Raw genomic sequence first — 23,756 nt, 5'->3', positions numbered from 1 at the left:
CGCCACTATGCTGCGACGTCCCCGGCAACTCAATCCCTGACACACAAGCCTTGTGATCACAGGCTTGCCTGAGTAACGTGGCGGCACCTGTCAGGAGACCCCAAGATGCGTGTTGCCCGTTCCTTAGTCCTCGTTGCCCTGCTTCCGCTGTTCGCCGCTTGCCAGTTGTTCGAGGGTGAGCGGCAGAACGCCTCCCATGTCGGCCAGACACGCATGCAAGGCCAGTTGACCGCGGCGGACGGCAAACTGCTGTTCCAGCCGTGTAATCAGACAAACCGTTACGTGGTCAACGACACGGGCGGTACTAGCGTCCTGCAGCAGGCCGCAAACCTGGCGGACAAGCAGGGCAAGCTGTTTGCCGACGTGCGCGGGCGGGTTGTGGCCGGCAGCGGTGGTGACGGCCAGCTCGATCTGGAGCAGCTGTACCGCGTCGAGCGCTCGGGCAACGTGTGCGACGATCAGAATTTCAAGCTGCTGATCCTGCGCGCCGCCGGCCACACCCCGGAGTGGAGCGTGAAAGTCAGCGGCAAAGGCATGGTCCTCGAGCGGGCCGGCCAGCCGCCGTTGGCCGTGCCTTACGTCGAGGAGCAACTGGGCGATGGTCGTTTCAACCTCAGCACCGAAGCCAACAACCAGCACATCGAACTTTGGGTTGCACCGCAACGTTGCGTCGACAGCAGCACTGGCAGCATCCAGCACATGAGCGCCGAACTGCGCATCGACGGTCAGGTACAGCGCGGCTGCGGGTATTTCGGCGGATCGCGCGACGACTGATCGTTTAAGCCTCACGGGCCTGCGCCTTTGGGGCTTATAATCGCGGGCTTCAAACGCCCTGGCGCAGTTGTGCGCCCCGCGAACCGGATCCCGCCATGTTACGAATCACCGAACTCAAGTTGCCGATCGACCATCCCGAAGAAGACCTGCGCCCTGCCATCGTGCAGCGCTTAGGGCTTGCCAGCGATGACCTGCTCGATTTCACCTTGTTCAAGCGCAGCTACGATGCGCGCAAAAAGTCCTCCGAACTGTGCTTCATCTACACCATCGACCTTGAAGTTCGCGACGAGGCGTCGGTACTGCACAAGTTTGCCGATGACCGTAACGTCAGCGTGGCGCCGGATGTCAGCTACAAAGCAGTAGGCCAGGCACCGGCCGACCTGAGCGCGCGGCCGATCGTCGTCGGCTTCGGTCCGTGCGGGATTTTCGCCGGGCTGCTGCTGGCGCAAATGGGCTTCAAGCCGATCATCCTCGAGCGCGGCACCGAAGTACGCCAGCGCACCAAGGACACCTGGGGCCTGTGGCGCAAAAGCGTGCTCAACCCGGAATCCAACGTGCAGTTCGGTGAAGGTGGCGCAGGGACATTCTCCGACGGCAAGCTCTACAGCCAGATCAAGGACCCGAAATTCCTTGGCCGCAAAGTCCTGCACGAGTTCGTCAAGGCCGGTGCGCCGGAAGAAATCCTCTACGTCAGCAAGCCGCACATTGGTACGTTCCGTCTGACCGGCGTGGTGGAAAACATGCGTGAGCAGATTCGCGCCCTGGGCGGTGAAGTACGCTTCCAGCAGCGTGTCACCGACGTGTTGATCGAAGACGGCCAACTGGTCGGTGTCGAACTCAACGGCGGCGAGCAGATCCACTCGAAACACGTGATCCTCGCCCTCGGCCACAGCGCCCGCGACACCTTCCGCATGCTCCACGGCCGTGGCGTGTTCATGGAAGCCAAGCCGTTCTCGGTGGGTTTCCGCATCGAACACCCGCAGTCGCTGATCGACCGTGCGCGCCTGGGCAAGTACGCCGGCCACCCGAAACTGGGCGCCGCCGACTACAAACTGGTGCACCACGCCAAGAACGGCCGTTCGGTCTACAGCTTCTGCATGTGCCCGGGCGGCACCGTGGTGGCGGCGACTTCCGAGCCGAACCGCGTGGTCACCAACGGCATGAGCCAGTACTCGCGTAACGAGCGCAATGCCAACTCCGGTATCGTCGTCGGCATCACCCCGGAAGTCGATTATCCGGGCGGCCCGCTGGCCGGTATCGAGTTACAGGAACGCCTGGAATCTCACGCATTCGTGCTGGGCGGCAGCAACTACGAAGCGCCCGCGCAACTGGTCGGCGATTTTATCGCGGGCAAACCGTCCACCGAACTGGGCAGCGTCGAGCCTTCCTACAAGCCGGGCGTTGCCCTGGGTGATCTGGCGCTGGCACTGCCGGCATTCGCCATCGAAGCGATTCGCGAAGCCTTGCCAGCGTTCGAGAAGCAGATTCGTGGTTACTCGCTGCACGACGCGGTGCTGACCGGGATCGAGACCCGCACCTCCTCGCCGCTGCGCATTACCCGCAACGAGTCGTTGCAGAGCCTGAACGTAAAAGGCTTGTTCCCGGCCGGTGAAGGTGCCGGTTATGCGGGCGGGATTCTGTCGGCGGGTGTTGACGGGATTCGCATTGCCGAGGCTGTGGCTCGGGATATTCTCGGTATCGAGGCCTGATACCACTCTAATGTGGGAGCGGGCTTGCTCGCGAAGACGGTTTCACATCCAACATATGTGTTGGCTGATCCACCGCTTTCGCGAGCAAGCCCGCTCCCACATTTGATCTTCTGTGTGTCAGATATTGGCGCGCAGCACGCTCGCCGGCAACGGCTCACCCCGCTCCACCGTCGCCGCCACCGCAGCCATCAAACCACTCAGTTCATACCCCTGAGCCTTGAGCCAGTCCTGATCGTAATAGGTCGTGGCGTAGCGCTCGCCGCTGTCACACAGAATCGCCACCATCGACCCCGTCTCCCCCGCCGCCTTCATGTGCTGGGCGGCCATCAGTGCACCGATCAGGTTGGTCCCGCTCGACCCGCCGACATGCCGCCCCAGACGCTCCGCCAGGTAGTGCATGGCCGCCAGCGACAAGGCATCCGGCACCTTGACCATCGCGTCGATCACCTTGGGCAGAAACGACGCTTCCACCCGCGGCCGGCCAATGCCTTCGATCCGCGAGCCGTGGTCCAGTCGCAGGCTGGCATCGCCGGTCTGGTAGTAATCGAAGAACACCGAACGCTCGGCATCGGCACACAGCACGCGGGTGCAATGCTGGCGATAACGCACGTATCGGCCCAGTGTGGCCGTGGTGCCGCCGGTACCGGGGCTGGAAATCAGCCAGCTCGGCTCCGGATGCTGCTCGAAGCGCATCTGCTGAAAGATCGACTCGGCAATGTTGTTGTTCGCCCGCCAGTCGGTGGCGCGCTCGGCGTAGGTGAACTGGTCGATGAAGTGCCCGTCGTGTTCTCGAGCCAGGCGCTCGGACTCGGCGTAGATCTGGGTCGGATCGTCCACCAGGTGGCTTTGGCCACCGTAGAAGGCGATCTGTGCAATCTTTTCCTTGGACGTGGTCGCCGGCATCACCGCAATGAACGGCAAGCCCAGCATGCGCGCGAAATACGCTTCGGAAATCGCCGTCGAACCGCTGGATGCCTCAATGACCGGCGCACCGGGCTTGGGCCAGCCGTTACACAGCGCATACAGGAACAGCGAACGGGCCAGGCGGTGCTTGAGGCTGCCCGTGGGGTGGCTGGACTCATCCTTGAAGTACAACTCGATGCCTGGAAAACCCGGCAGCGGCAAGGGGATCAAGTGGGTGTCGGCGCTGCGCTGGAAATCGGCTTCGATGATCCGGATCGCTTCGCGGGACCACTGTCGGTTGTCGCTCATGATGGTTTTCTCGTTGTATCGGGCAGGAGTCGGCCTTATGACAAGGCTCATCCAACAAGCTTAGGAAAAATCCTGCGTCCAGCACAGGTACAGCTGAAATCCAATACGCCCGGCAACTGCTAGGCTCAGGTCGGTGCTGAGGGATCTCTCTGTAACGGCATATAACAAAAAAGAATATAACTTTTGTTTTAACAACTAACAGTACTTGTTAGGGTGTAACACCTTTTGAATTCACAGATGGAGAGCGACCTTGCCTCTGCGTAGCACTTTCACGCGTTTCTTTCAGTTGGAAGCTGCCAGCGGTCTGTTACTGATCGCCGCTGCCGTTCTGGCTCTGATTATCAATAACTCGCCGCTGTCGTGGCTGTACAACGGCCTGCTGGACACCCCCGTGGTGGCCCAGATCGGCGCGCTGAAAATCGCCAAGCCCTTGCTGCTGTGGATCAACGACGGCCTGATGGCGCTGTTCTTCCTGCTGATCGGCCTGGAAGTGAAGCGCGAAGTCCTCGACGGCCAGTTGTCCAAACCGTCGCAAATCGTCCTGCCCGGGGCCGCCGCCATTGGTGGCATGGTGGTGCCGGCGCTGATCTACTGGTACCTCAATCGCGACACGCCACCGGCCCTCAACGGCTGGGCAATTCCGACCGCCACCGACATCGCCTTCGCCCTTGGCGTGCTGGCGCTGCTGGGCAAACGGGTTCCGGTATCGCTGAAACTGTTCCTGATGACCCTGGCGATCATCGACGACCTCGGCGCGATCATCATCATTGCGATTTTCTACTCCGGCGCGCTGTCGACCCTGTCCCTGGCGCTGGCCGCGGCCTGTATTACAGCGCTGATCGGGATGAACCGGCTTGGCGTGGTCAAGCTCGGGCCGTACATGATCATTGGCTTGATCCTCTGGGTCTGCGTGCTCAAGAGCGGTGTCCACGCCACGCTGGCCGGCGTGACCCTGGCCTTCTGCATTCCGCTGCGCACGAAAAATGCCGAGCCTTCGCCATTGCTGACCCTGGAACACGCCCTGCATCCGTGGGTGGCCTACGGCATCCTGCCGCTGTTCGCCTTTGCCAATGCCGGCCTGTCCCTGAGCGGTGTCACCGTTGAAAGCTTCACTCACCACGTCCCCATGGGTATCGCCATCGGGCTGCTGCTGGGCAAGACTGTCGGAGTCTTCGGCCTGACCTGGCTGGCAGTGAAAACCGGTATCGCCGCCCTGCCCCAAGGCGCCAACTGGGGCCAGATACTCGGCGTGGCGATTCTCTGCGGCATTGGTTTCACGATGAGCCTGTTTGTCGGCTCGCTGGCCTTCGAGCCGGGCGTGAGTGATTTCGCCGGAATGGACCGCATGGGGATCCTGACCGGGTCGATTCTGGCAGCGCTGATCGGTTATGTGGTGACAGCGATGGCGAGTCGCAAGAACACCGCGCTGGCCTCCTGATAAGCCGCGACAACGCCTGGCAGCAATCAAGACTCACCTAGCTGAAAAACAAAAAACCCGATCAGTCACCTGATCGGGTTTTTTGTTTATCCGGTGTTTGCGCTTAGTGCGAAACGCGGCTGGTGCCACCCACGCTGGAGATGCGCACACGCTCGCCAACACGGAACACTTCGTTCGGCTGAACTTCCTGAACGTAGGCGCGCATGCTGCCATCGTCTTCGCGCACGGTGATTTCCACACCCTGGGTGCGGGTCAGGCCTTCTTCTGCGGCCGAACCGATCAGGCCGCCGGCGACTGCGCCAATGACCGCAGCAACAATACTGCCCTTGCCGCCGCCAATGGAGCTGCCGCCAACGCCGCCGACCACTGCGCCTGCAGCGCCGCCGATCGGGGTTTTGGTGCCTTCGATTTTTACCGGGCGCAATGCTTCGATGGTGCCCATGCGAACGGTCTGCACGCGACGCGCCTCGTCACGGGAATAGGAGTCACCGGTCAGGCTCGATTGGCAACCAGTGAGCAACATCGCCATCGTGGAAAAGGAAGCAACCAGCAGAACAGACTTACGCATAGCATCAACTCCAAAGAAACAGTTGTTCATTAAACTCCGCAGCTTGACGCCTGTCACGGCATCGCCCGGGTAAAATTGGTTTGATTCAGGCTCCGTTAAGGTGCCTCCACGAACTCACACAGTAGCGGCAAATTCGGAAAACTGCCCCACTGGCCAAGGATTTCAATGGACTACTTTATCATCGTCGTCACGACTGTTGCCGGTTTGTACTTCCATTGGTGGCTGTACGTGCGGATCAAACGCTGGATGGACCGCGACCTCGCGCTAGCACTGGCGGGCAAGGACGAGCAGAAAAAAGCCTTCATGCTCGAACGATTGGCGAGTGCTCAGGCGCAGAAGATCAAGCGTCGAGACCTGCCGAAGTGGCTGGAGGCCGCTGCGGCAGGCTATCCCGATCGGTAGGCTGCTCAGGGTGCCAGACGTTCAAGAGTCCAGTCGGCACCCTGCTGGCGGTAATTGAGGCGGTCGTGCAGGCGGCTTGGGCGGCCCTGCCAGAATTCGATGCGTTCCGGCAGCAGGCGATAACCGCCCCAGTGTTCCGGGCAATGCGGCTGGGTGTCGCTGAAACGTTGCTCGGTGTCCTTGAGCAGCGCTTCGAGCTCGCTACGATCGGCGATCACCCGGCTCTGCGGCGACGCCCAGGCTCCCAGGCGACTGCCCAGTGGGCGGACCTGATAATAGGCGTCGGACTCCTCAGGCGTCACCTTCACCACCCGCCCTTCGATGCGCACCTGGCGCTCCAGCGCCGGCCAGAAAAACGTCATGGCCGCGAACGGATTCGCGGCCAGATGCTGGCCCTTGGCACTTTCGTAGTTGGTGAAAAAGGTGAAGCCCAGTTCGTCCAGGCCCTTGAGCAACAGAATGCGACAGTGCGGCCGACCGTCCTGGTCAACGGTGGCCAGGGTCATGGCGTTGGCTTCCACCGGCACCTGTTCGGTTTTCACCGCGTCGGCGAACCACTGGTGGAACAGCGCAAACGGCTCGGCCGGGGCTTGTGCCTCGGTCAGGCCATCACGGGTGTAGTCACGACGCATATCAGCCAGGCCCTGGGTCATGGCGCATTCCTTTTGGTTAACGAATCACTGCTTTGCAGTATCGGTGGCGGCGACTTTCTTGTCAGCCGTGGAGGCTTTGGCTGGCGTGGTTTTCTTCACCGGCGTTGCAGTTTTCGCAGGTGTTTTCTTGGCCGGCGCTTTTTTCGCTGGCGCTTTTTTCGTCGCTGGAACAGCAGCCTTTTTAGTCGCAGGGGCCGGTGTCACAGGCTTGGCGACCGGCTTGGCGTCCGTGGCAGCAACCATGGTCACCGGTGCCGGAGCCGGCATGTTGTACTTGCTCAGCAGTGCGACCATGGTGTTTTGCGGGGTCACCAGCAGTTCCACGCGACGGTTCAACGCACGACCTTGCACGCTGTCGTTGGCTGCACGCGGCGCATCACCGCCAAGGCCGCGCAGCATCAAGCGATCACGCTGCAAACCACTGAGACGGAAAATCGCCGCAATGGACTGGGCACGCTCCTGGCTCAACTTGACGTTGGCAGCCGCAGCACCAGACGTATCGCTGTGGCCGAGGATCAACACAGCGGTCTTTGGATCGGCTTCAAGGATCTTGGCAACGCGAGTGAACGGGCCGAGCGTGACCGGCAGCAACATGGCCGGACGATCCGGGTTGAACGAGCCTTCGACCGGCGCAGTCACCACCAGCACATTTTCGCGGCGCTCGAGTTGCATGTTGCTGCCCTTGACCGCCTCGCGCAGACGCGGTTCGTAGTCGTCAAGCCAGGCCTGGGTGACTTTCGGGTCGGGCATCGGCACAACCTTGGCGGTGCTCTGCTCGCTACCGCCGAACGGCCACCACCACTTGCTGCCGCTATCGGTTTCGGCCTTGGCCTTGGCCACCGCAACCGGTTTGACTTCAGGTTTCACCTCCGGCTTGGCCACGGGCTTGCCTGCACTATCGTCGGAACTGAACGGCCAGTACCAGTGGCTGCCGCTTTCAGTCTTGGCGACAGGTGCCGTCGCGTCTTTCTGTGGAGTCTGTGCGCAACCGGTAATAGCGAAGCACAGGGCCAAGGCGAGGGTTTTATTGGATGACATTGGATATCCACAAAAATGAAGTCAAAAAAATCAGGCCACATTGGCCGGTAGAAGCAGACGCTTTGAAACTGGAAAGGCTAACGGGTTCCAGCCCTGGAACCCGATAGTCGTTTTTACAGACAAGTGGCCAGAACCCGCACCAGCTTTTGCGCGCGCGGGTCCATCAAGACGTACGGCCCCAGGGTATTTGTCACAAATCCGAAAGCCACATCGTGCTCCGGGTCGGCAAAACCGATGGAGCCGCCGGCACCCGGATGACCAAACGCCCGCGGGCCAAGGCCGAAGGTGGCATTGGCAACGTCCGGTTGATCGAGCATGCAACCCAGGCCGAAACGGGTCCGGGTCAGTAAAGTCTTGTCCTCGCCGAGGCTGTGCTCGCGGGTCAGTTCATCGAGCATTTCGCTTTCCAGCAGGCTGCCATCCAGCAGGCCGGCGTAGAACCCGGCCAGGCTGCGGGCGTTGCCATGACCATTGGCGGCCGGCTGTTGCATACGTCGCCACTCGGGTTTGTTGGTGCTGGTCATGATCGACGGCGGGTTAGTGAACGCCCGGGTCGTCATGGCCGTTGGCTCACGCATGGTCACTTGCAGCAGGCGTTGGGCGGCGGCATCGCCGACATTGCCCTTGCCCCGCGCAATATGGGCCACGCGATGGAACTCTTCGTCGGCCAGGCCGACATGGAAGTCCAGGCCCAACGGTTTGGCGACCCGCGCGACGATGGATTCACCCGGCCCGCGACCGTCGGCACGGCGCAGCAATTCGCCGATCAGCCAGCCATAGGTGATCGCCGCGTAACCGTGGCCTTCGCCCGGCGTCCACCACGGCGTTTCGGCGGCCAGGGCGTCGACCATGGTTTGCCAGTCGTAAAGGGCTTCGGGGGCCAGCAACTCGCGCAATGCCGGAAGACCGGCTTGATGGCAAAGCAGTTGGCGCAGGGTGACGGACTCTTTGCCGGCAGCGGCAAATTCGGGCCAGTAGCGCGCAACCGGGGCATCCAGTTGCAGCTTGCCTTCGGCCACCAGTTGCAGCGCTGTGACGGCGGTAAAGGTCTTGGTGCAGGAGAACAGGTTGGCGATGGTATCGCTGTGCCAGGCCTCGGCCCCGTCCTTGTCGGCAGTGCCGGCCCACAGATCGAGGACAGTTTCGCCACCGACCTGGATGCACAACGCTGCGCCACGCTCCTGGGGATCGTCGAACAGCGCCGCGAACGCCTCTCGCACCGCTTCGAACTTAAGCTCGTAATGACCCTGAATCTGCACCCGCAACTCCCCGGATTAACGCTCTACAAAGTGGTCGGCATTGTTCCAGCCCTTGAGGGTTTTGGGAACAGGGTTGGGCTGGGCGGTCGCTCTGCCATCAACTTGAAATGCAGTGGTGATGCTAATGACGCCTTCGCGAGCAGGCTCGCTCCCACAGGAGAATGAATTCCAAAGTGGGAGCGAGCCTGCTCGCGAAGAACGATGACGCGGTTTCAGGGATTAATGGCCTTTGCCGGAATGCCCACCTGCGCCCTTCCCCGGCCCCTTGCCGGCCTCGGCCTTGCGGCCGCCCTCGGCGTCGTGGCTGGCTTTGTCGACGGCGGCCGCAGCCTTCTCGGTCTCTTTGCCCAGTTGCTCGACTGTCGCCAGGTTGCTCTTGCGCACGCTGTCGACAAAACCCTGGAACGGCAGATCAGTAATGCCCACCAACCCGAAGTGACCGTTTTCACCGTCAAGCAAGCGCCCGGTGACCGGTTGATCGAGGTACTGGAACCAATGCACGCCAACAATCGACGGCTCGCTCAATGCCTGCTTGAGGAAGTTGGCGTACGCCGGACCGCGGTCTTCCTCTTTCGCCAATGGCGTGACACCGCCCCAGAACGGGCCACGATCAACCGAACCGAAATTGAACTCGGTGATCAGCACCGGTTTGTCGAGACTGCGCAGCTTGGCGAAGTCGTAGCCATCCTGGGGTTGCAGGGTGTACATGTTGAAGCTCAACACGTCGCAATACTGGGCACAGGCCTCCACGGCTTGCGGCGTGCTGATCGCGAACCGGCCACCGAGCAGCAACTGGTTCGGCGCGTGCCACTTGAGTGAGTCGGAGATGGTCTTGAAGTAAGTGTCGGCAAAGACCTTCTGGAAGTATTTGAAGTCGGCTTCGATTTCCGGGTGCTCGGCACTCGGGAGCGGCGGTACGAACCCCGGATCTTCCATCAGCTCCCAGGCTGGCAGATCAATGCCCCAGGCCTTCGACAGGCCAGCCTGATTGCGGTATTTGTCACGCAGCTGCTTGAGGAATGCACGCTTGGCCGGCACGTCGGTGGTCATTTTCAAGGTGCCGTAGGCCAGGGCATAACGGGCTTTCGGGTCGTCGCCGGGACCGGCCCAGGCCAGTTCGTTGTCGGCGTAGTAACCGATCAGCCAAGGATCGTCACGATGGTCGCGGGCAGCAATCGCCACTGCACGCTCGGTGGCCATGGCGAAACGCGGGTCGAATGGGTCGGGCATGCCGCCCCACCAGTCGGTGCCGGTGCTGATGCTGGCGTAGTCGCCGACGATCGACAGCGACAAGGTGTACGGCACGCGATCAGCATCGCCCAGTACGGGTGCGCTCCAGTTGCCGATAGTGTTGAAGCCCCAGGCCTGCAAGCGATCAAGGGTGTGAGTGGCCCAGCGCTGCTCGTCGAACAACGCCTTGCACGGTTCGGCAGTTTTTTGCTCTGCGGTTGTCGCTTCGGTCTTGGCCGCTTCGGCGACACCGGCCTTGGTATCGCTACCCTTTACGCACGGATCGCCATACAGGCGCTGCAGATTGGCACCGTAGAAGTCGTACCAGCGCCCGGCATTGTAGCCGCGCCCTTGATCGGCACCGTTGCCGCCACGGTTGTCGCCTTCGCCGTAGTGGCTGGCCAAGGTCTCGTCAGCCTTGGGCAGGGATTCGAACATCCACTCGCGACCGGCCACGTAGGTCTGGTTGACATCCGGGGCCACGGTATTGACCCCCAGGGAATAAAACGGGTGCCCCTCGGGCGTCACCAGATACCAGCGTCCGTCGCGTTTCTCGGTGCGGAAAAAGCCACTGGCCTTGAATGACGGGCCTTTGGTCAAACCACCGAACTTGTCCAGGGAGGACTTCTCGCGCTCGGCCAGCCAGGCTTTCAGTTGCAGTTGCTCCTTGCTGGCGGCGCTTTTCAATTGTTCGTCGCTGCTGATTTTTTCCGGCCATTTGTCCCGGGTCGACTGGCCGTAAGCATCCACCAACCCGCCATACACGGCTTGGCTGACCGACTCGCCGTCCTGCACACCAAAGCGTTCCAACAAGATGCTTTGCGCGGCTTTGGGCTGGTCCATCGACAAGCTCACCGACACCACCTGGCTGCGATCCAGTTCACCAGCGCTGCTGGCCAGCAACACCCGCTGACCCTCGACGGTCATCGGCATCGGCGGGCCAGCCTTCATGCCCTGGCTCAGCGGTGATGTCGCTTGCAAAGGCACCAACAGGGTTTGCGCAGGCCCCGCCGGCAGATCGACGCGGCTGACCAGTGTCTTGCCGTCGTTGCTCTGGATGGTCACATACAGGGTCAAGGCCCAGTTCATCGCGCTCTGGATCCGCAGGCTCATGACGCCCGACTGCGACCAGTCCCAGGCGCCGGTTTGCGGGGTCAGGCGCAACGTCGGTCGGGCGACCGGGTTGAACGTCACCCGGCGCAGCACCTCGCCCTCGGGGGTTTGCTCGGCGTTGGATTGTGGCAGGCTGGCGTCCTGAGTCGCCACCTGGACCACGTCGGCGGGGCGCACAAAGTTGAACAGCGTCTGCTGGCTGGCGGGGGCGGCCAACAGCGGTGTTGCGAACAGCAGGGCAAAAACAGCAGGCAACGAACGGCAAATCATGAGAACGAAATTCTCCCTAACGACCTTCAATGGGCCAGTGGAAAAGCGATGGCAGAGAGATAGACAACGCGGTGGGCAAAACTGCCCACCGGTGCTTCAGGAAATTTCTCGACGGAACGGCGGCAACGCGTTGAGGATGGCTTTGCCATAGCGCTGGGTCACCAGGCGCCGGTCGAGCAAGGTGATGGTGCCGCGGTCTTCTTCGGTGCGCAGCAAGCGACCGCAGGCCTGGACCAGCTTCAGCGAGGCGTCCGGCACGGAGATTTCCATGAACGGATTGCCGCCCCGGGCTTCGATCCACTCGGCCAGCGCCGCTTCGACCGGATCATCAGGTACCGAGAAAGGAATTTTGGCAATGACCACGTGCTCGCAATAGGCGCCGGGCAAGTCGACACCTTCGGCGAAACTCGCCAGGCCGAACAACACGCTGGAATCCCCGCCATCGACCCGCGCCTTGTGCTTGTTGAGTGTTTCCTGTTTCGACAGGTTGCCCTGGATGAACACTTGCTTGCGCCAGTCGCGGTCCAGGCCGTCGAACACGTCCTGCATCTGTTTACGCGAGGAAAACAGCACCAGCGTGCCCCGCGAGCCCTCGACCAATTCAGGCAGGTCACGAATGATCGCGGCGGTATGCGCCGCTGCATCACGGGGATCGGCGTTCAGGTTCGGCACCCGCAACACACCGGCATCGGCATGATGGAAGGGGCTTGGCACCACCGCCGTCACGGCCTTTTTCGGCAGGCCCGCACGCATGCGGAAGCGGTCGAAGGTGCCGAGGGCAGTCAGGGTCGCCGACGTCACCAGGCAGCCATAGGCCACGTTCCACAGGTTGCGGCGAAGCATTTCCGCCGCGAGGATGGGACTTGCGTTGACCTCGATATCGAACAGCGAACCACTTTCGGCCAGGGTCAGCCAGCGAGCCATGGGCGGGTTGTCTTCCGGGTCTTCGACGGTGAAGGCGGTCCACAGCTCCCAGTTGCCGGAAGAACGCGACAACAGACTGCCGAACAGTGGATACCACTCTTCGGCCTGGTTGCTGGCGATGCCGATGTTGACCTCGCCGTCCATGCCTTCCTTGAGCAACTCGGTCAGGCGGGTGAACAAATCGGTCAGCCGTGCGAAGCCTTTCTTCAGCTCGATGCCCATTTCACGCATGTGCTCGGGGATCACCCCGCCGACGAATCGGTGACGCGGGCGCTCGCGGCCTTCGACGTCTTCGCCGGGCTTGAAATCGGCAATCTGTTCGCACGCGGTGAACATGAACTGCTGCTGGGTCTTGATCTCCCGCGCCAGCTCCGGCACCTGCTCGATCAACTTGCCCAGGTCCCCCGGCAGCGGGTGCTGGGCCAGCAGTTTGGTGAGGTTCTTGGCGGTGGTTTCCAGCCAGTCGGCGGTGGAGCGCAGGCGTGTGTAATGGGCGAAGTGGCCGATGGCCTTGTCCGGCAGGTGATGGCCTTCGTCGAACACGTAGATGGTATCGCGCGGGTCCGGCAGCACGGCGCCGCCGCCCAGGGCCAGGTCGGCCAGGACCATGTCGTGATTGGTGACGATCACGTCGACTTTGCCCATGCCTTCGCGGGCCTTGTAGAAGGCGCACTGGCCGAAGTTCGGGCAATGACGGTTGGTGCACTGGCTGTGGTCGGTGGTCAGGCGCGCCCAGTCGGCGTCTTCGAGGGCGGTGGACCAACTGTCGCGGTCGCCGTCCCACTTATTGCCGGCGAGTTTCTCGATCATGCTGGTGAACAGCTTCTGGCTGGCCTCGTCGACCTCGATCTTGAATCCTTCTTCTTCGAACAACTGAGCGGTGGCGGTCTGCGCGTGACCTTCCTGGAGCAACATGTCGAGCTTGGACAGGCACATGTAGCGCCCGCGCCCCTTGGCCAGGGCGAAGCTGAAATTCAGCCCGCTATTGCGCATCAGGTCAGGCAAGTCCTTGTAGACGATCTGCTCCTGCAGGGCCACGGTCGCCGTGGCGATCACCAGGCGCTTGCCGGCGGCCTTCGCCGTAGGAATCGCCGCCAGGCTGTAGGCCACGGTCTTGCCGGTACCGGTGCCGGCTTCCACCGCGACAATCGCGGGGTCGCCACTGCGCCGGCCTTCGTCGTCGGTGTCGATGTCACCCAGGACCTTGGCAACTTCGGCGATCATCAGGCGTTGGCCGTAGCGCGGCTTGAGGCTCTTGGCTTCGAGAAAACGCGAGTAGGCGCCCTGGATCGTGGTTTTGAGTTCAGTGCTGATCATGGATTGTCGGGCGCAAAAACGCTGGATAAATTTTCAGTGGTTCGGTTTGGTCGCTATCATACCCCGCTAATGAATCCCGCGCAGAACGGAGTAACCCAATGACACCTTTTAGCCTCGTTTATAGCCTGCATGTACTGGCGGCCCTGGTCTGGGTCGGCGGCATGTTTTTCGCCTGGATGGTCCTGCGCCCCGCCGCGATCAAGGCACTTGAAGGCCCTGCCCGGTTGAAGCTGTGGGTAGAAGTGTTTCAAGGCTTTTTCCGCTGGGTCTGGGTGGCGGTGGTGCTGTTGCCGGTCAGCGGCGTGAGCATGCTGCACATGCAATTCAATGGTTTTGAAGCCGCGCCGCGCTATGTGCAGGTGATGATGGGCTTGTATGTGGTGATGACCGCACTGTTTATCCGCATTCAGGCGCTGATGCTGCCGGAACTGCGCACCGCCGTGGCCGAGCAGGATTGGCCAGCCGGGGCGGCGATACTGGGGCGGATTCGCCGGTTGGTGGGGATCAATCTGCTGGTGGGGTTGGCTTTGGTGGCGATTGCTGCGGCTCGGCCGATGTTTTGAATCTGCCGAGCTTTTGTGGCGAGGGGCAAGCCCCCTCGCCACAGGGCTCTCGGTGTTTCTTACAACCGCTGCACTGTCACCGAACCCGCCGCGCCTTCCGGCCCAGGCTGACCATCAGCCCCGGGTTTACCGCTCTTGCCGCCATCAGCCTTGTAAATCAGACAGCCCTTGGCCTTGCCACCCGCGCCCGGTTTGCCGCCTGGGCCGGCCAGGCCACCGGCACCGCCAGCCACCTGAACCTTGATCCGGTCTGCCGGGAAGTCGTGCGGCACTGCCAGCTTGACCAGCGCCCCCGGTGCTCCCGGTTGGCCATTGCTGCCATCACTGCCATCGGCACCGCGCCCCGCCTGCCCCCAGGTGCAACCCGGTTCCTGGCCGTTGGCCCCATCAAGGCCAACGAAGCCCGGTGCGCCCGCACCACCGCGAGCATCAACGATCAATTGCGCTGCGTTCAGTGTCTTGATCTGCAAATCAAGGTTGCGCCCGGATCGAGCGGCCTTCTGGTAAGTCCCGGGGGCGCCACGGGAGGTGATCTGGCTGCCTTCGGACATATCAGCGCGACGGACCTTCAGCGCCAGCGCCTGTTCCCCCGGCACGATGGCAATGCGCGCTTCACGCCCCAGATGCAATTCACCCACGGTGACTTCCGTGACGTTCGATGGAATCAGCAAGGTGCCGTAATCGGCCACTTCCAGGCGTTCCAGTTGCAGGGTGCTGGCGGTGTTGGGCAAGCGCATCAGCGAGTTGGTTTCGACACTCACCACCTGTGCGCTGGCCAATGGGCTGATGAGTGCGGCGAGCAGACAGAGTTTACGCATGGGAAGCCTTCGAAGCGGTGGGGGCTGGAATGGTTTGCAGATGGAATACGCCAAAAATGACGATCTTCAGGCGGTCAAGCCAGGGATGGGCGCGACCTCGAAGGCTGCGATAGCACAGCAACGCTTCCAGAAGATGGATGACCCCCAACAGGCCGCCGGCCAGATTGACCAACGGGTGCAGCGGAAAGACAAACGGTGTGAGCAGATTGACCAGCACTACCGACCAGAACAGCAAGGTCAGTAACCGCCCCAGCCCCCATAAGACTTTCATACGCGCCCCCGATGAGAATTATTGTTTGCGCGCACAGTAACGGCTTCCACGCGGGATAAGCCAGAGGGCAACGGAAAAATCTTCATTAGGGCCGCCGAACGGCCGTCGCAGCGATCACACCCGTCGCCCGACGGCTCTATCTCTTGGCTCAGCGGTTTATATGCAGCTCCACGCGACGGTTTTTCGCACGGCCCTCTTCTGTTTCGTTGTCGGCGATCGGTTGGCTCTTGCCCTTGCCTTCGCTGGTGACTTTGTTCGGCGCCACACCCTGGCTCAACAGGTATTCCGCCACGCTGCTGGCACGCCGTTCCGACAAGGCCTGGTTATAGGCATCCGAACCGACGCTGTCGGTATGGCCGACCACCTTGATGCTGACCACATCGGCATCCTCGAACTTGCTCATCAACGCATCCAGTTGACTCTTCGCCGTCGGGGTCAGCTCGGATTGATTGAAGACAAACAGTACATCGCTCAGAGTAATGACTTCGGATTGCGCAGGCTCGGCCTGGACACTGTCCGGGTACTGCGGCACCAGGCAACCGCGATGGTCGACCGGGGTATTGGCGGGAGTATCAGCGCAACGGTCGCGTCGGTCGAAAACGCCGTCGCCGTCTTCGTCGCCATCCTGGGCATAGCAGATCAAGCCGCCGGACAAGATACCCAGCGCCGCCCCGCCCGCGGCCCATGCACCACTCTCGATTGCGCCCAGACCACCACCGACCAGGCCGCCGATGAGGCTGCAAATTGGCCAGGTGCGTTGATTGAGGGGGGCAGTGCCATCGCTGTGGGTCGCGCAGCCGGTCAAGAGGCTGCCAAGTAGCAGAACCGGCAAGACGGTCCTTGTGAGAACGATCATATTGAAAGCTCCTGTGTCCCCGGCCAATACCGGTTACACAGGAGTAAAGACCCGCATCCGCGACTGCACAAGGCGCGGATGCGAGGGGGGCTAACGCTGGATTTTGATTTCGGTACGACGGTTCTGTGCACGACCGTCAGCGGTTTTGTTGTCCGCAACCGGCTGGCTTTCACCGGCACCGACAACCGACACGAAGTTGCTGCGAGGCACGCCTTGATCGATGAGGTATTCAACCACCGAGTGGGCGCGTTTATCCGACAGTTTCTGGTTGTAGGTGTCACTGCCCACGCTGTCGGTATGGCCGGTCACGGTCAGTTGAGCGGTAGGGGCTTCGGCTTTCAGGCGAGTGGCAATCTTGTCGAGTACCTGTTTGTCGGACGAGGTAAGCGTGGCTTTGTCAAACTGGAAGTGGACATCGCGGATGACGATGGTTTCTTCCTGGACCACAACCACTTCTTCGACTACAGGCGCTGGTGGTGGGCAACCGTTGGCATCGACCTGAACGCCTTTTGGCGTGCCTGGGCACTTGTCGCGACTATCCGGTACGCCATCGCCGTCTTCGTCGCCATCTCCGTGCACCCAGCAATAAGCCGCTGCCGTACCGCCGACGAGCAGAGCACCATACCCTGCCCATGCCGAGCTTTCGGTCGCACCGAGGCCGGCCCCCACGACACCACCAACCGCCGCACAGGTCGGCCAGTCGGTTTTCTGCAAACCTGCGCAACCAGTCAAGACACTGGTTAGCAGAACCAAGGGTAATGCTGTCCGAACTATGCTCATCTAGTTTTCTCCTGAAGGATCGGCTTAGAACCGATTCAGGTAGTAAAGACCCGAGTTTTAATCTCCGCCAGCAATAGGCCATGCTGTTTATTCGCGTATTAACGGCAGCTTGGCGCTTTTGTCGCTAGGGCGCTCTAGGCCCGAACGTTAGGGCAGGCTAGTCTTGGCAGATCTGATTGAGGATCTTTGATGATTGCAGGTATTTCTTCACGCACGCCACAACAGGCACTGGCCGCGTTACTCGACCGATATGCCCCCGCGCGCCTGTTGTTGATCGGCGCCAGCGAGTTCCCGGCGCTGGAAGCTTTCAAACTTGCTCACCCGGACAGCTGCGTCGCATTCGCTGCTCCCGGGCCGTTGCCCGACGAGTTGGCAGCCCGCCGTTTCGACCTGGCCCTGGTGGTCGATTGCCTGGAGCATTTGCCCAAGCGCGAGGGCCTGAACCTGCTGGGAGGCATCCGCAACCTCAACGCCAGCCGCATCGCCGTGCTGGCGGACCTGCCGGCCTGTGGCTGGCAGGAAACGGACTTTTTCTCCCTGGCCCTGCAAGCCAGCGAACGATTCCAGCGGGAGGAACAGGTCCTGACCCTGTTCACCTACGATCTGCTTGAATACAAACAAGTCCCCGACTGGCTCAATTCGCGCTTCTGGGCCAATCCGGAAAACTTCGGGAAATACTGGTGGTAATGCAATGAGTACATCCATTTGCCCTTGCGGCAGCGGCACCCTGCTCGACGCCTGCTGCGGTCACTACCATGCCGGACACCCGGCGCCATGCGCAGAAGCCTTGATGCGCTCACGCTACAGCGCCTATGTGCTGGGGTTGGTCGACTATCTGGTCGCCACCACCCTGCCCGCCCAACAGGCCGGCCTGGACCGTCAATCGATCAGCGACTGGAGCGCGCAAAGTACGTGGCTGGGCCTTGAGGTGGAAAGCTCCGAAGTGCTGGGCGGCCAGCCTGAACACGCCTTCGTGACCTTCACCGCGCGTTGGCACGACAGCAATGGCGAGCACAGTCATCGAGAGCGCTCATCGTTTGTGCAGAACACCGGGCGCTGGTATTTCATCGACCCGACCGTGCAGCTCAAGCTCGGGCGCAATGACCCCTGCCCGTGCGCGAGTGGGCAGAAGTTCAAGAAGTGTTGTGCGGGGTATTTCAGCAGTTAGGGCATGCGTAGACTGCCCGCCACGCAGGAGCTGTCGAAGGCTGCGATCCTTTGGGTCTAGACTGGGACTCAAGGGAGAAACACCACTATGATCATCCGCCGCGGCGCACTCTGTCTGCTCACGTTGTTCCTGACACTGGGACTCGGCGGCTGTGCATCATGGTTCGACGACGACTTGCCGGACCCCGAGGTCCATCTGGTTAAAATTGAGGTGGTCAGCGCCAAACTGCTGGAACAGAAATTCCTCCTGCACTTTCGCATCGACAACCCCAACGACAGCGACCTGACGGTGCGCAGTCTGGAGTACCGCGTTCACCTGGGTGACATACTGCTGGCCGACGGCGAGTACGAACACTGGTTCACCATCAGCCCCAGGCACAGCGCTTACTTCAAGGTGCCGATCCGCACCAACCTGTGGTCCAAGGTCCGTGAAATGGCCAAACTGCTGCAAAAATCCGATCAGCCCATTCCCTATCGTCTGGAAGGTGAACTGGAAACCGGTATATTCATCGCCCACTACGTGCACCTGGCGCGCAATGGCGTGATAATCGCTGCCGATTTAATTCCGGAGCAACACCGATGACCCAGCAACCCCATGTCCACGGCCCTGACTGCAATCACGATCATGATCATAACCATCACCAGCATGATCACGACCACGACCACGGCCATGTCCACGGCCCGAACTGCGGCCACGCTCACCAGGAACCGGTGCGCAATGCCCTGAAAGACGTCGGCCGCAACGATCCGTGCCCTTGCGGCAACGGCAAGAAATTCAAGAAGTGCCACGGCGCTTGATGCTTCGGGCGAAGGCTTGCTTCGCCTGTTGAATAGCCATCCTCTCCTGTGGGAGCGAGCTTGCTCGCGATGACGGCAGCACATCAACTATCAATGTGTCAGTCAGACCGCTATCGCGAGCAAGCTCGCTCCTACAGGTTTTTCAGTCAGCCTTTAATACACATGCGGTGCTGACCACCGTCGCATACTCGCCGTGCAAATTCCCCAGCGACATCCCATGCACCTCTTCGGCGCTATGGGCTTGGCCGAAAAAATCAGCCTTGTCGAAGGTAAAGCACGCATCCTCGGCCACCCACGTATCAAACCCCAGGTTGCCTGCGGTACGCGCCGTGGATTCCACCGAGTTGTGGGTCGCGACGCCGACGATGATCAACTGCCCGATCCCCGCCTCGCGCAACTGCGCCTCCAGCCCCGTTGAACAAAACGCATCCGGTACCTGCTTCTGGATCAAGCGTTCACCGGCCATTGGCTGAAACCGTTCCTGAAACTCCACCCCCGACTGCTGCGGCCAGAATACCGAGTCCTCCGAGCGGGACAGGTGCTGCACATGGATCACCGGCCTGGCGGTGCGCCGCCAATGGTCGAGCATTTCCAGCATGCGCGCTTCGGCCTCTGGATTATTCCTGCGGCCGAGCCTGGGATGCAGGATGCCTTTTTGTTGATCGATGATGATCAGTGCCGCGTTTGCCTTGAGCTCCATGCCGACTGTTCTCCTGGATTGTTGAGCGTGTCGCACTTCAATATCACCAGTTACGGCTGGCAAGCCACTGTTGAGGATCAAAAGATCGCAGCCTTCGGCAGCTCCTACGCGAGATCGGCGTATCTCTGTAGGAGCTGCCGAAGGCTGCGATCTTTGACAAATCCTGAAATAACCTCTTACCCCGCTTGCGCGGCCATCGCCTGCTCACTAACGTAGCGCCTTTATTGCGCGCCGCCGCCTCTACCCCCGCAGGAGCTTTGCCATGGCCTCGCCAGCCCTTACTCATTTTCTACCCCGGTTCGGCGTTGCCGCAGCAGTGGCCGGTGTGTTGAGCCTGACCGGTTGTCAGAACTTCAACGCCCAGGACACCCTCCCGCCGACCTCCGGCGTGCAACCGCTCAAGGGCCTGGCGCAGAACGTTTCGGTGCGCCGCAATGCCATGGGCATGCCGCTGATCGAAAGCAACAGCTTCCACGACGCGCTGTTCACCCTCGGTTACGTGCATGCCAGCGACCGCATCACCCAGATGGTCACCCTGCGCCTGCTGGCCCAGGGCCGTTTGGCCGAGATGCACGGTGCCGACCTGCTGGATGCCGACCGTTACATGCGGGCGGTCAACCTGAAGAAAAGTGCTGGCGAGTTGTACAAGGCTTCTTCTCCGCGCCTCAAGCGTTTCTTCGAAGTCTATGCGCGCGGGGTCAACGCCTACCTGTTCCGTTACCGCGACAAACTGCCGGCGGATCTGGCAGCCACCGGCTACAAGCCTGAATACTGGCAGCCGGAAGATTCGGCGCTGATTTTCTGCCTGCTGAACTTCAGCCAGTCGACCAACCTGCCGGAAGAAATTTCCTCGCTGGTACTGGCCCAGACCGTCACCACCGACAAACTGGCGTGGCTGACGCCGTCGGCTCCCGACGAAAAACTGCCGGCCGCCGAAAGCGAAAAACTGCAAGGCCTCAAGCTCAACGGGCAAGTGCCGGGGCTGGCCGAGCTCAGTAAGGCCACTGGCCAACTGTCGGACCTGAACCTGCTGGGCGCCACCTCGTCGAACAACTGGGCCATCGCCCCGCAACGCAGCCGCAGCGGCAAGAGCCTGCTGGCCAGTGACAGTCACGGCCCGTTGGGCGTGCCTTCGTTGTTCAGCTACGTGCAGATTCGCGCGCCGAAGTATCAGGCGTCCGGCGTGACCATCGCGGGCTTGCCAATGGTGCTTGGAGGTTTCAACGGCAAGGTGGCGTGGAGCATGACGTCCGTGATGGGCGACAATCAGGACCTGTTCCTGGAGAAGATCAAGCGCCAGGGCAACGGGCTTACCTACGAAAACGCCGGGAAGTGGCAGCCGGCGATCGTGCGCAACGAAACCTATTTCGTCAAAGGCCAGCGGCCGATTCGTGAAGCGGTGTACGAAACCCGCCATGGACCGCTGCTCAACAGCGCCCAGGGCACCACGCTGGCCAATGGTTTCGGCCTGGCCTTGCAAACGCCGAACTTCACCGACGACAAGACCCTGGACGCGTTCTTCGACCTGTCCCGCGCCCAGAGTGTCGAGAAAGCTTCGGATGCCAGCCGCGAAATCCGCGCCATCGCGCTGAACCTGGTGTTCGCCGATGCCAGCCACATCGGCTGGCAAGTCACCGGTCGTTACCCGAACCGCCGAGAAGGCGAAGGCCTGCTGCCCTCGCCGGGCTGGGAAGGTCGATACGATTGGGACGGTTACGCCGACCCGATGCTGCACCCGTACGACCAGGACCCGGCCCAGGGCTGGCTCGGCACCGCCAACCAGCGGGTCATTCCCCATGGCTACGGCATGCAATTGTCCAATTCCTGGGCCGCCCCGGAGCGCAGCGAGCGCCTGGCGGAACTGGCCGGCGCAGGCAAACACGACAGCCGCAGCCTGATCGCCATGCAATACGACCAGACCACTACCTTCGCCGCCAAGCTGAAGAAAATGTTCGAAGCGTCGGGCATGGCCCAGCCGCTCAAACAAGCCATGGACGCCTTACCGGCGGCCGATCGCGCCAAGGCACACGAAGCCTACAGCCGCTTGATGGCGTTCGACGGCAAGCTCGGCCCGACCTCCACCGATGCGGCCATCTACGAACTGTTCCTGCAGGAAAGCACGCGGCAGATCTTCCTCGATGAACTGGGCCCGGAAAGCAGCCCGGCGTGGAAAGCTTTTGTCGCCGACGGCAAGCTGTCCTACGCGGCCCAGGCCGATCATTTGCTCGGGCGTGAGGACAGCCCGTTCTGGGATGACGTGCGCACTGCGCAGAAAGAAGACAAACCGGCGATCCTCGCGCGCAGCCTCGGCGCCGCGATCAGCGCAGGCGACAGCCAGTTGGGCGGCGATCACAAAGCCTGGCAGTGGGGCAAACTGCATCGCTATGAATGGAAAAACAGCAGCAGCCAGACCGTACGCGGACCGCTACCGGCCGGTGGCGATCACACCACGCTCAACACCGCCGCCTTCGCCTGGGGCCAGGACTTCAATACCACGCTGGCGCCAGCGATGCGCTTTATCGTCGACTTCGGCCAGTCCGAACCGCTGATGGCGCAGAACGGCACCGGTCAGTCCGGCAACCCGGCCAGCCCGAACTACCTCAACAGCATCGAGCCGTGGCTCAAGGGTCAGTACATGAGCCTGCCGATGCAGCCGCAGAACTTCGACAACGCCTATGGCAAGGCGCGGTTGACGCTGACTCCAGGAAAGTAACCCAGCCCTTTACTTGCTCGCGATAGCGGTCTGACATTCAAAATAGAGGTTGAATGTTGAATCGCTATCGCGGTTGCGCTGAGCAAGGACCAGTCGTGTCACACAGTGGAGAACCTGGTGACCCTGCATAACCGGCTCTGTCAAACCGTTTTTTGTGGCGAGATGATTTGGTGCACCCATTTCCCTGCGCCCGTTTTCGTGCATAAATCTGTCTCCGGCCATTTCCAAGCACCTTTTAAAACGCTTGTTCGGCACTCTGGTTCGGAAATTGCTACTTTCAACAGGTCTTACGCTTTCCAGTAACAATAATTCTGCGCCACAAGCGCTCATATTGGTTTTTAGGGATTGAATAATGAAAAAAGCATTGCTGACCCTTTCTGCACTGGCGTTGTGCATGGCTGCTGGCTCCGCCATGGCGAAGGAGTACAAAGAACTGCGTTTCGGCGTTGACCCTTCCTACGCACCGTTCGAGTCGAAAGCGGCCGATGGCAGCCTGGTAGGCTTTGACATCGATCTGGGGAACGCGATCTGCGCCGAGCTGAAGGTCAAGTGCAAATGGGTCGAAAGCGATTTCGACGGCATGATTCCGGGTCTGAAAGCCAATAAATTCGACGGTGTGATCTCGTCGATGACCGTTACTGAAGCCCGTGAAAAAGTCATCGATTTCTCCAGCGAACTGTTCTCCGGCCCAACCGCCTACGTGTCCAAGAAAGGTTCTGGCGTGACTGAAGACGTCGCCTCGCTCAAGGGCAAGACCGTCGGCTACGAACAAGGCACTATTCAGGAAGCCTATGCCAAAGCCGTTCTGGACAAGGCCGGTGTGAAAACCCAGGCCTACGCCAACCAGGATCAGGTCTACGCCGACTTGACTTCCGGTCGTCTCGACGCAGGGATTCAGGACATGCTGCAAGCCGAACTGGGCTTCCTGAAGTCGCCACAGGGTGCCGACTACGACGTCAGCAAGCCAGTCGACAACGCTTTGCTGCCAGCCAAAACAGCCATCGGCATTAAGAAAGGTAACACCGAGCTGAAAGCACTTTTGGATAAAGGTATCAAAGCGTTACACGATGATGGCACCTACGCCACCATTCAGAAGAAACACTTTGGCGATCTGAATCTGTACAGCGGCAAATAATGCCCGGCGCCCATCTCTCGATGGGCGCTTTTTTTATCCGATCAGGTT

23 protein-coding genes are annotated in these 23,756 nt (G+C 61.1%); 11 read left to right on the top strand and 12 right to left on the bottom strand.

Annotation, left to right across the window (positions count from 1 at the left end):
* Positions 1–105 precede the first annotated feature (105 nt).
* Positions 106–774 (top strand): COG3650 family protein, encoded by a 669-nt coding sequence (locus AC3IP0_RS06405; protein WP_489318647.1) that lies wholly within the window; start codon positions 106–108, stop codon positions 772–774.
* A gap of 95 nt (positions 775–869) precedes the next feature.
* Entirely contained in the window at positions 870–2,483 is a 1,614-nt protein-coding gene (locus AC3IP0_RS06400) for an NAD(P)/FAD-dependent oxidoreductase (protein ID WP_489326933.1), read from the top strand.
* Positions 2,484–2,600: 117 nt separating this feature from the next.
* Here AC3IP0_RS06400 and AC3IP0_RS06395 read toward each other — a convergent pair whose 3' ends face one another.
* On the bottom strand, positions 2,601–3,698 hold the full coding sequence (locus AC3IP0_RS06395; RefSeq protein WP_489327784.1) for a PLP-dependent cysteine synthase family protein: 1,098 nt from the start codon (positions 3,696–3,698) through the stop codon (positions 2,601–2,603).
* 247 nt (positions 3,699–3,945) lie between these two features.
* Between AC3IP0_RS06395 and nhaA the strand changes: the two genes are divergently transcribed.
* Complete coding sequence (gene nhaA, locus AC3IP0_RS06390; RefSeq protein WP_489318645.1) at positions 3,946–5,133, top strand: Na+/H+ antiporter NhaA; 1,188 nt, start codon at positions 3,946–3,948, stop codon at positions 5,131–5,133.
* 103 nt (positions 5,134–5,236) lie between these two features.
* On the opposite strand, the gene AC3IP0_RS06385 is transcribed toward nhaA, so the two are convergent.
* A complete protein-coding gene (locus AC3IP0_RS06385) occupies positions 5,237–5,701 on the bottom strand; it encodes an outer membrane lipoprotein (RefSeq protein WP_489318644.1) in 465 nt (154 codons plus the stop codon).
* A 165-nt stretch (positions 5,702–5,866) separates the two neighbouring features.
* On the opposite strand from AC3IP0_RS06385, the gene AC3IP0_RS06380 reads away from it, so the two are divergent.
* A complete protein-coding gene (locus AC3IP0_RS06380; protein WP_046041257.1) occupies positions 5,867–6,103 on the top strand; it encodes a hypothetical protein in 237 nt (78 codons plus the stop codon).
* 5 nt (positions 6,104–6,108) lie between these two features.
* Here the strand turns inward: AC3IP0_RS06380 and pdxH are convergent, their stop codons facing one another.
* From pdxH to dinG, 5 genes are all read right to left on the bottom strand, one after another.
* Positions 6,109–6,756, bottom strand: a complete 648-nt coding sequence (pdxH, locus tag AC3IP0_RS06375; RefSeq protein ID WP_489318643.1) for a pyridoxamine 5'-phosphate oxidase — start codon at positions 6,754–6,756, stop codon at positions 6,109–6,111.
* A gap of 24 nt (positions 6,757–6,780) precedes the next feature.
* On the bottom strand, positions 6,781–7,794 hold the full coding sequence (locus tag AC3IP0_RS06370) for an OmpA family protein (protein ID WP_489318642.1): 1,014 nt from the start codon (positions 7,792–7,794) through the stop codon (positions 6,781–6,783).
* Between the two features lie 113 nt (positions 7,795–7,907).
* Positions 7,908–9,053: a serine hydrolase domain-containing protein gene (locus tag AC3IP0_RS06365; RefSeq protein ID WP_489318641.1), complete on the bottom strand. Its 1,146-nt coding sequence runs from the start codon at positions 9,051–9,053 to the stop codon at positions 7,908–7,910.
* Positions 9,054–9,272: 219 nt separating this feature from the next.
* Positions 9,273–11,666 carry a beta-galactosidase gene (locus tag AC3IP0_RS06360; RefSeq protein ID WP_489326931.1) on the bottom strand — a complete coding sequence of 798 codons (2,394 nt, stop codon included), beginning with the start codon at positions 11,664–11,666 and terminating at the stop codon, positions 9,273–9,275.
* 96 nt (positions 11,667–11,762) lie between these two features.
* Positions 11,763–13,907, bottom strand: a complete 2,145-nt coding sequence (gene dinG, locus AC3IP0_RS06355; RefSeq protein ID WP_007992389.1) for an ATP-dependent DNA helicase DinG — start codon at positions 13,905–13,907, stop codon at positions 11,763–11,765.
* 98 nt (positions 13,908–14,005) lie between these two features.
* On the opposite strand from dinG, the gene AC3IP0_RS06350 reads away from it, so the two are divergent.
* On the top strand, positions 14,006–14,470 hold the full coding sequence (locus AC3IP0_RS06350) for a CopD family protein (RefSeq protein WP_489326929.1): 465 nt from the start codon (positions 14,006–14,008) through the stop codon (positions 14,468–14,470).
* 59 nt (positions 14,471–14,529) lie between these two features.
* Here the strand turns inward: AC3IP0_RS06350 and AC3IP0_RS06345 are convergent, their stop codons facing one another.
* From AC3IP0_RS06345 to AC3IP0_RS06330, 4 genes are all read right to left on the bottom strand, one after another.
* Positions 14,530–15,288, bottom strand: coding sequence for a collagen-like triple helix repeat-containing protein (locus AC3IP0_RS06345; protein WP_489326927.1), 759 nt, complete (start codon positions 15,286–15,288; stop codon positions 14,530–14,532).
* A complete protein-coding gene (locus tag AC3IP0_RS06340; RefSeq protein ID WP_489318637.1) occupies positions 15,281–15,559 on the bottom strand; it encodes a DUF1145 domain-containing protein in 279 nt (92 codons plus the stop codon). Before AC3IP0_RS06340 ends, AC3IP0_RS06345 begins: the two co-directional genes overlap by 8 nt.
* A gap of 148 nt (positions 15,560–15,707) precedes the next feature.
* Positions 15,708–16,415: a PA1041 family peptidoglycan-binding anchor lipoprotein gene (locus tag AC3IP0_RS06335; protein WP_489318636.1), complete on the bottom strand. Its 708-nt coding sequence runs from the start codon at positions 16,413–16,415 to the stop codon at positions 15,708–15,710.
* Between the two features lie 90 nt (positions 16,416–16,505).
* On the bottom strand, positions 16,506–17,195 hold the full coding sequence (locus tag AC3IP0_RS06330) for a PA1041 family peptidoglycan-binding anchor lipoprotein (protein ID WP_489318635.1): 690 nt from the start codon (positions 17,193–17,195) through the stop codon (positions 16,506–16,508).
* A 189-nt stretch (positions 17,196–17,384) separates the two neighbouring features.
* Here AC3IP0_RS06330 and AC3IP0_RS06325 point away from each other — a divergent pair, with 189 nt between their 5' ends.
* The 4 genes from AC3IP0_RS06325 (at position 17,385) to AC3IP0_RS06310 (ending at position 19,160) form a co-directional block, all read left to right on the top strand.
* Complete coding sequence (locus AC3IP0_RS06325) at positions 17,385–17,882, top strand: DUF6231 family protein (protein ID WP_489318634.1); 498 nt, start codon at positions 17,385–17,387, stop codon at positions 17,880–17,882.
* Between the two features lie 4 nt (positions 17,883–17,886).
* On the top strand, positions 17,887–18,363 hold the full coding sequence (locus tag AC3IP0_RS06320) for a YchJ family protein (protein WP_489318633.1): 477 nt from the start codon (positions 17,887–17,889) through the stop codon (positions 18,361–18,363).
* A gap of 87 nt (positions 18,364–18,450) precedes the next feature.
* Positions 18,451–18,945, top strand: coding sequence for an LEA/WHy family protein (locus AC3IP0_RS06315; protein ID WP_489318632.1), 495 nt, complete (start codon positions 18,451–18,453; stop codon positions 18,943–18,945).
* Positions 18,942–19,160, top strand: coding sequence for an SEC-C metal-binding domain-containing protein (locus tag AC3IP0_RS06310; RefSeq protein WP_489318631.1), 219 nt, complete (start codon positions 18,942–18,944; stop codon positions 19,158–19,160). The genes AC3IP0_RS06315 and AC3IP0_RS06310 overlap by 4 nt, the downstream gene beginning before the upstream one ends.
* A 142-nt stretch (positions 19,161–19,302) precedes the next feature.
* Here the strand turns inward: AC3IP0_RS06310 and AC3IP0_RS06305 are convergent, their stop codons facing one another.
* The gene (locus AC3IP0_RS06305) at positions 19,303–19,860 is read right to left on the bottom strand and encodes a cysteine hydrolase family protein (protein WP_489318630.1); all 558 of its coding nucleotides are present in this window, start codon (positions 19,858–19,860) and stop codon (positions 19,303–19,305) included.
* A gap of 262 nt (positions 19,861–20,122) precedes the next feature.
* Between AC3IP0_RS06305 and AC3IP0_RS06300 the strand changes: the two genes are divergently transcribed.
* Together AC3IP0_RS06300 and AC3IP0_RS06295 are read left to right on the top strand one after the other, a co-directional pair.
* Positions 20,123–22,573, top strand: a complete 2,451-nt coding sequence (locus AC3IP0_RS06300) for a penicillin acylase family protein (protein WP_489326925.1) — start codon at positions 20,123–20,125, stop codon at positions 22,571–22,573.
* A gap of 352 nt (positions 22,574–22,925) precedes the next feature.
* Entirely contained in the window at positions 22,926–23,708 is a 783-nt protein-coding gene (locus AC3IP0_RS06295; RefSeq protein WP_056720873.1) for a transporter substrate-binding domain-containing protein, read from the top strand.
* Positions 23,709–23,756: the final 48 nt, after the last annotated feature.

The organism is Pseudomonas sp. GL_103 (assembly GCF_057835175.1).
Note: the sequence above shows the minus strand (reverse complement) of the source record. Positions and strands in the feature narration are given on the sequence as shown.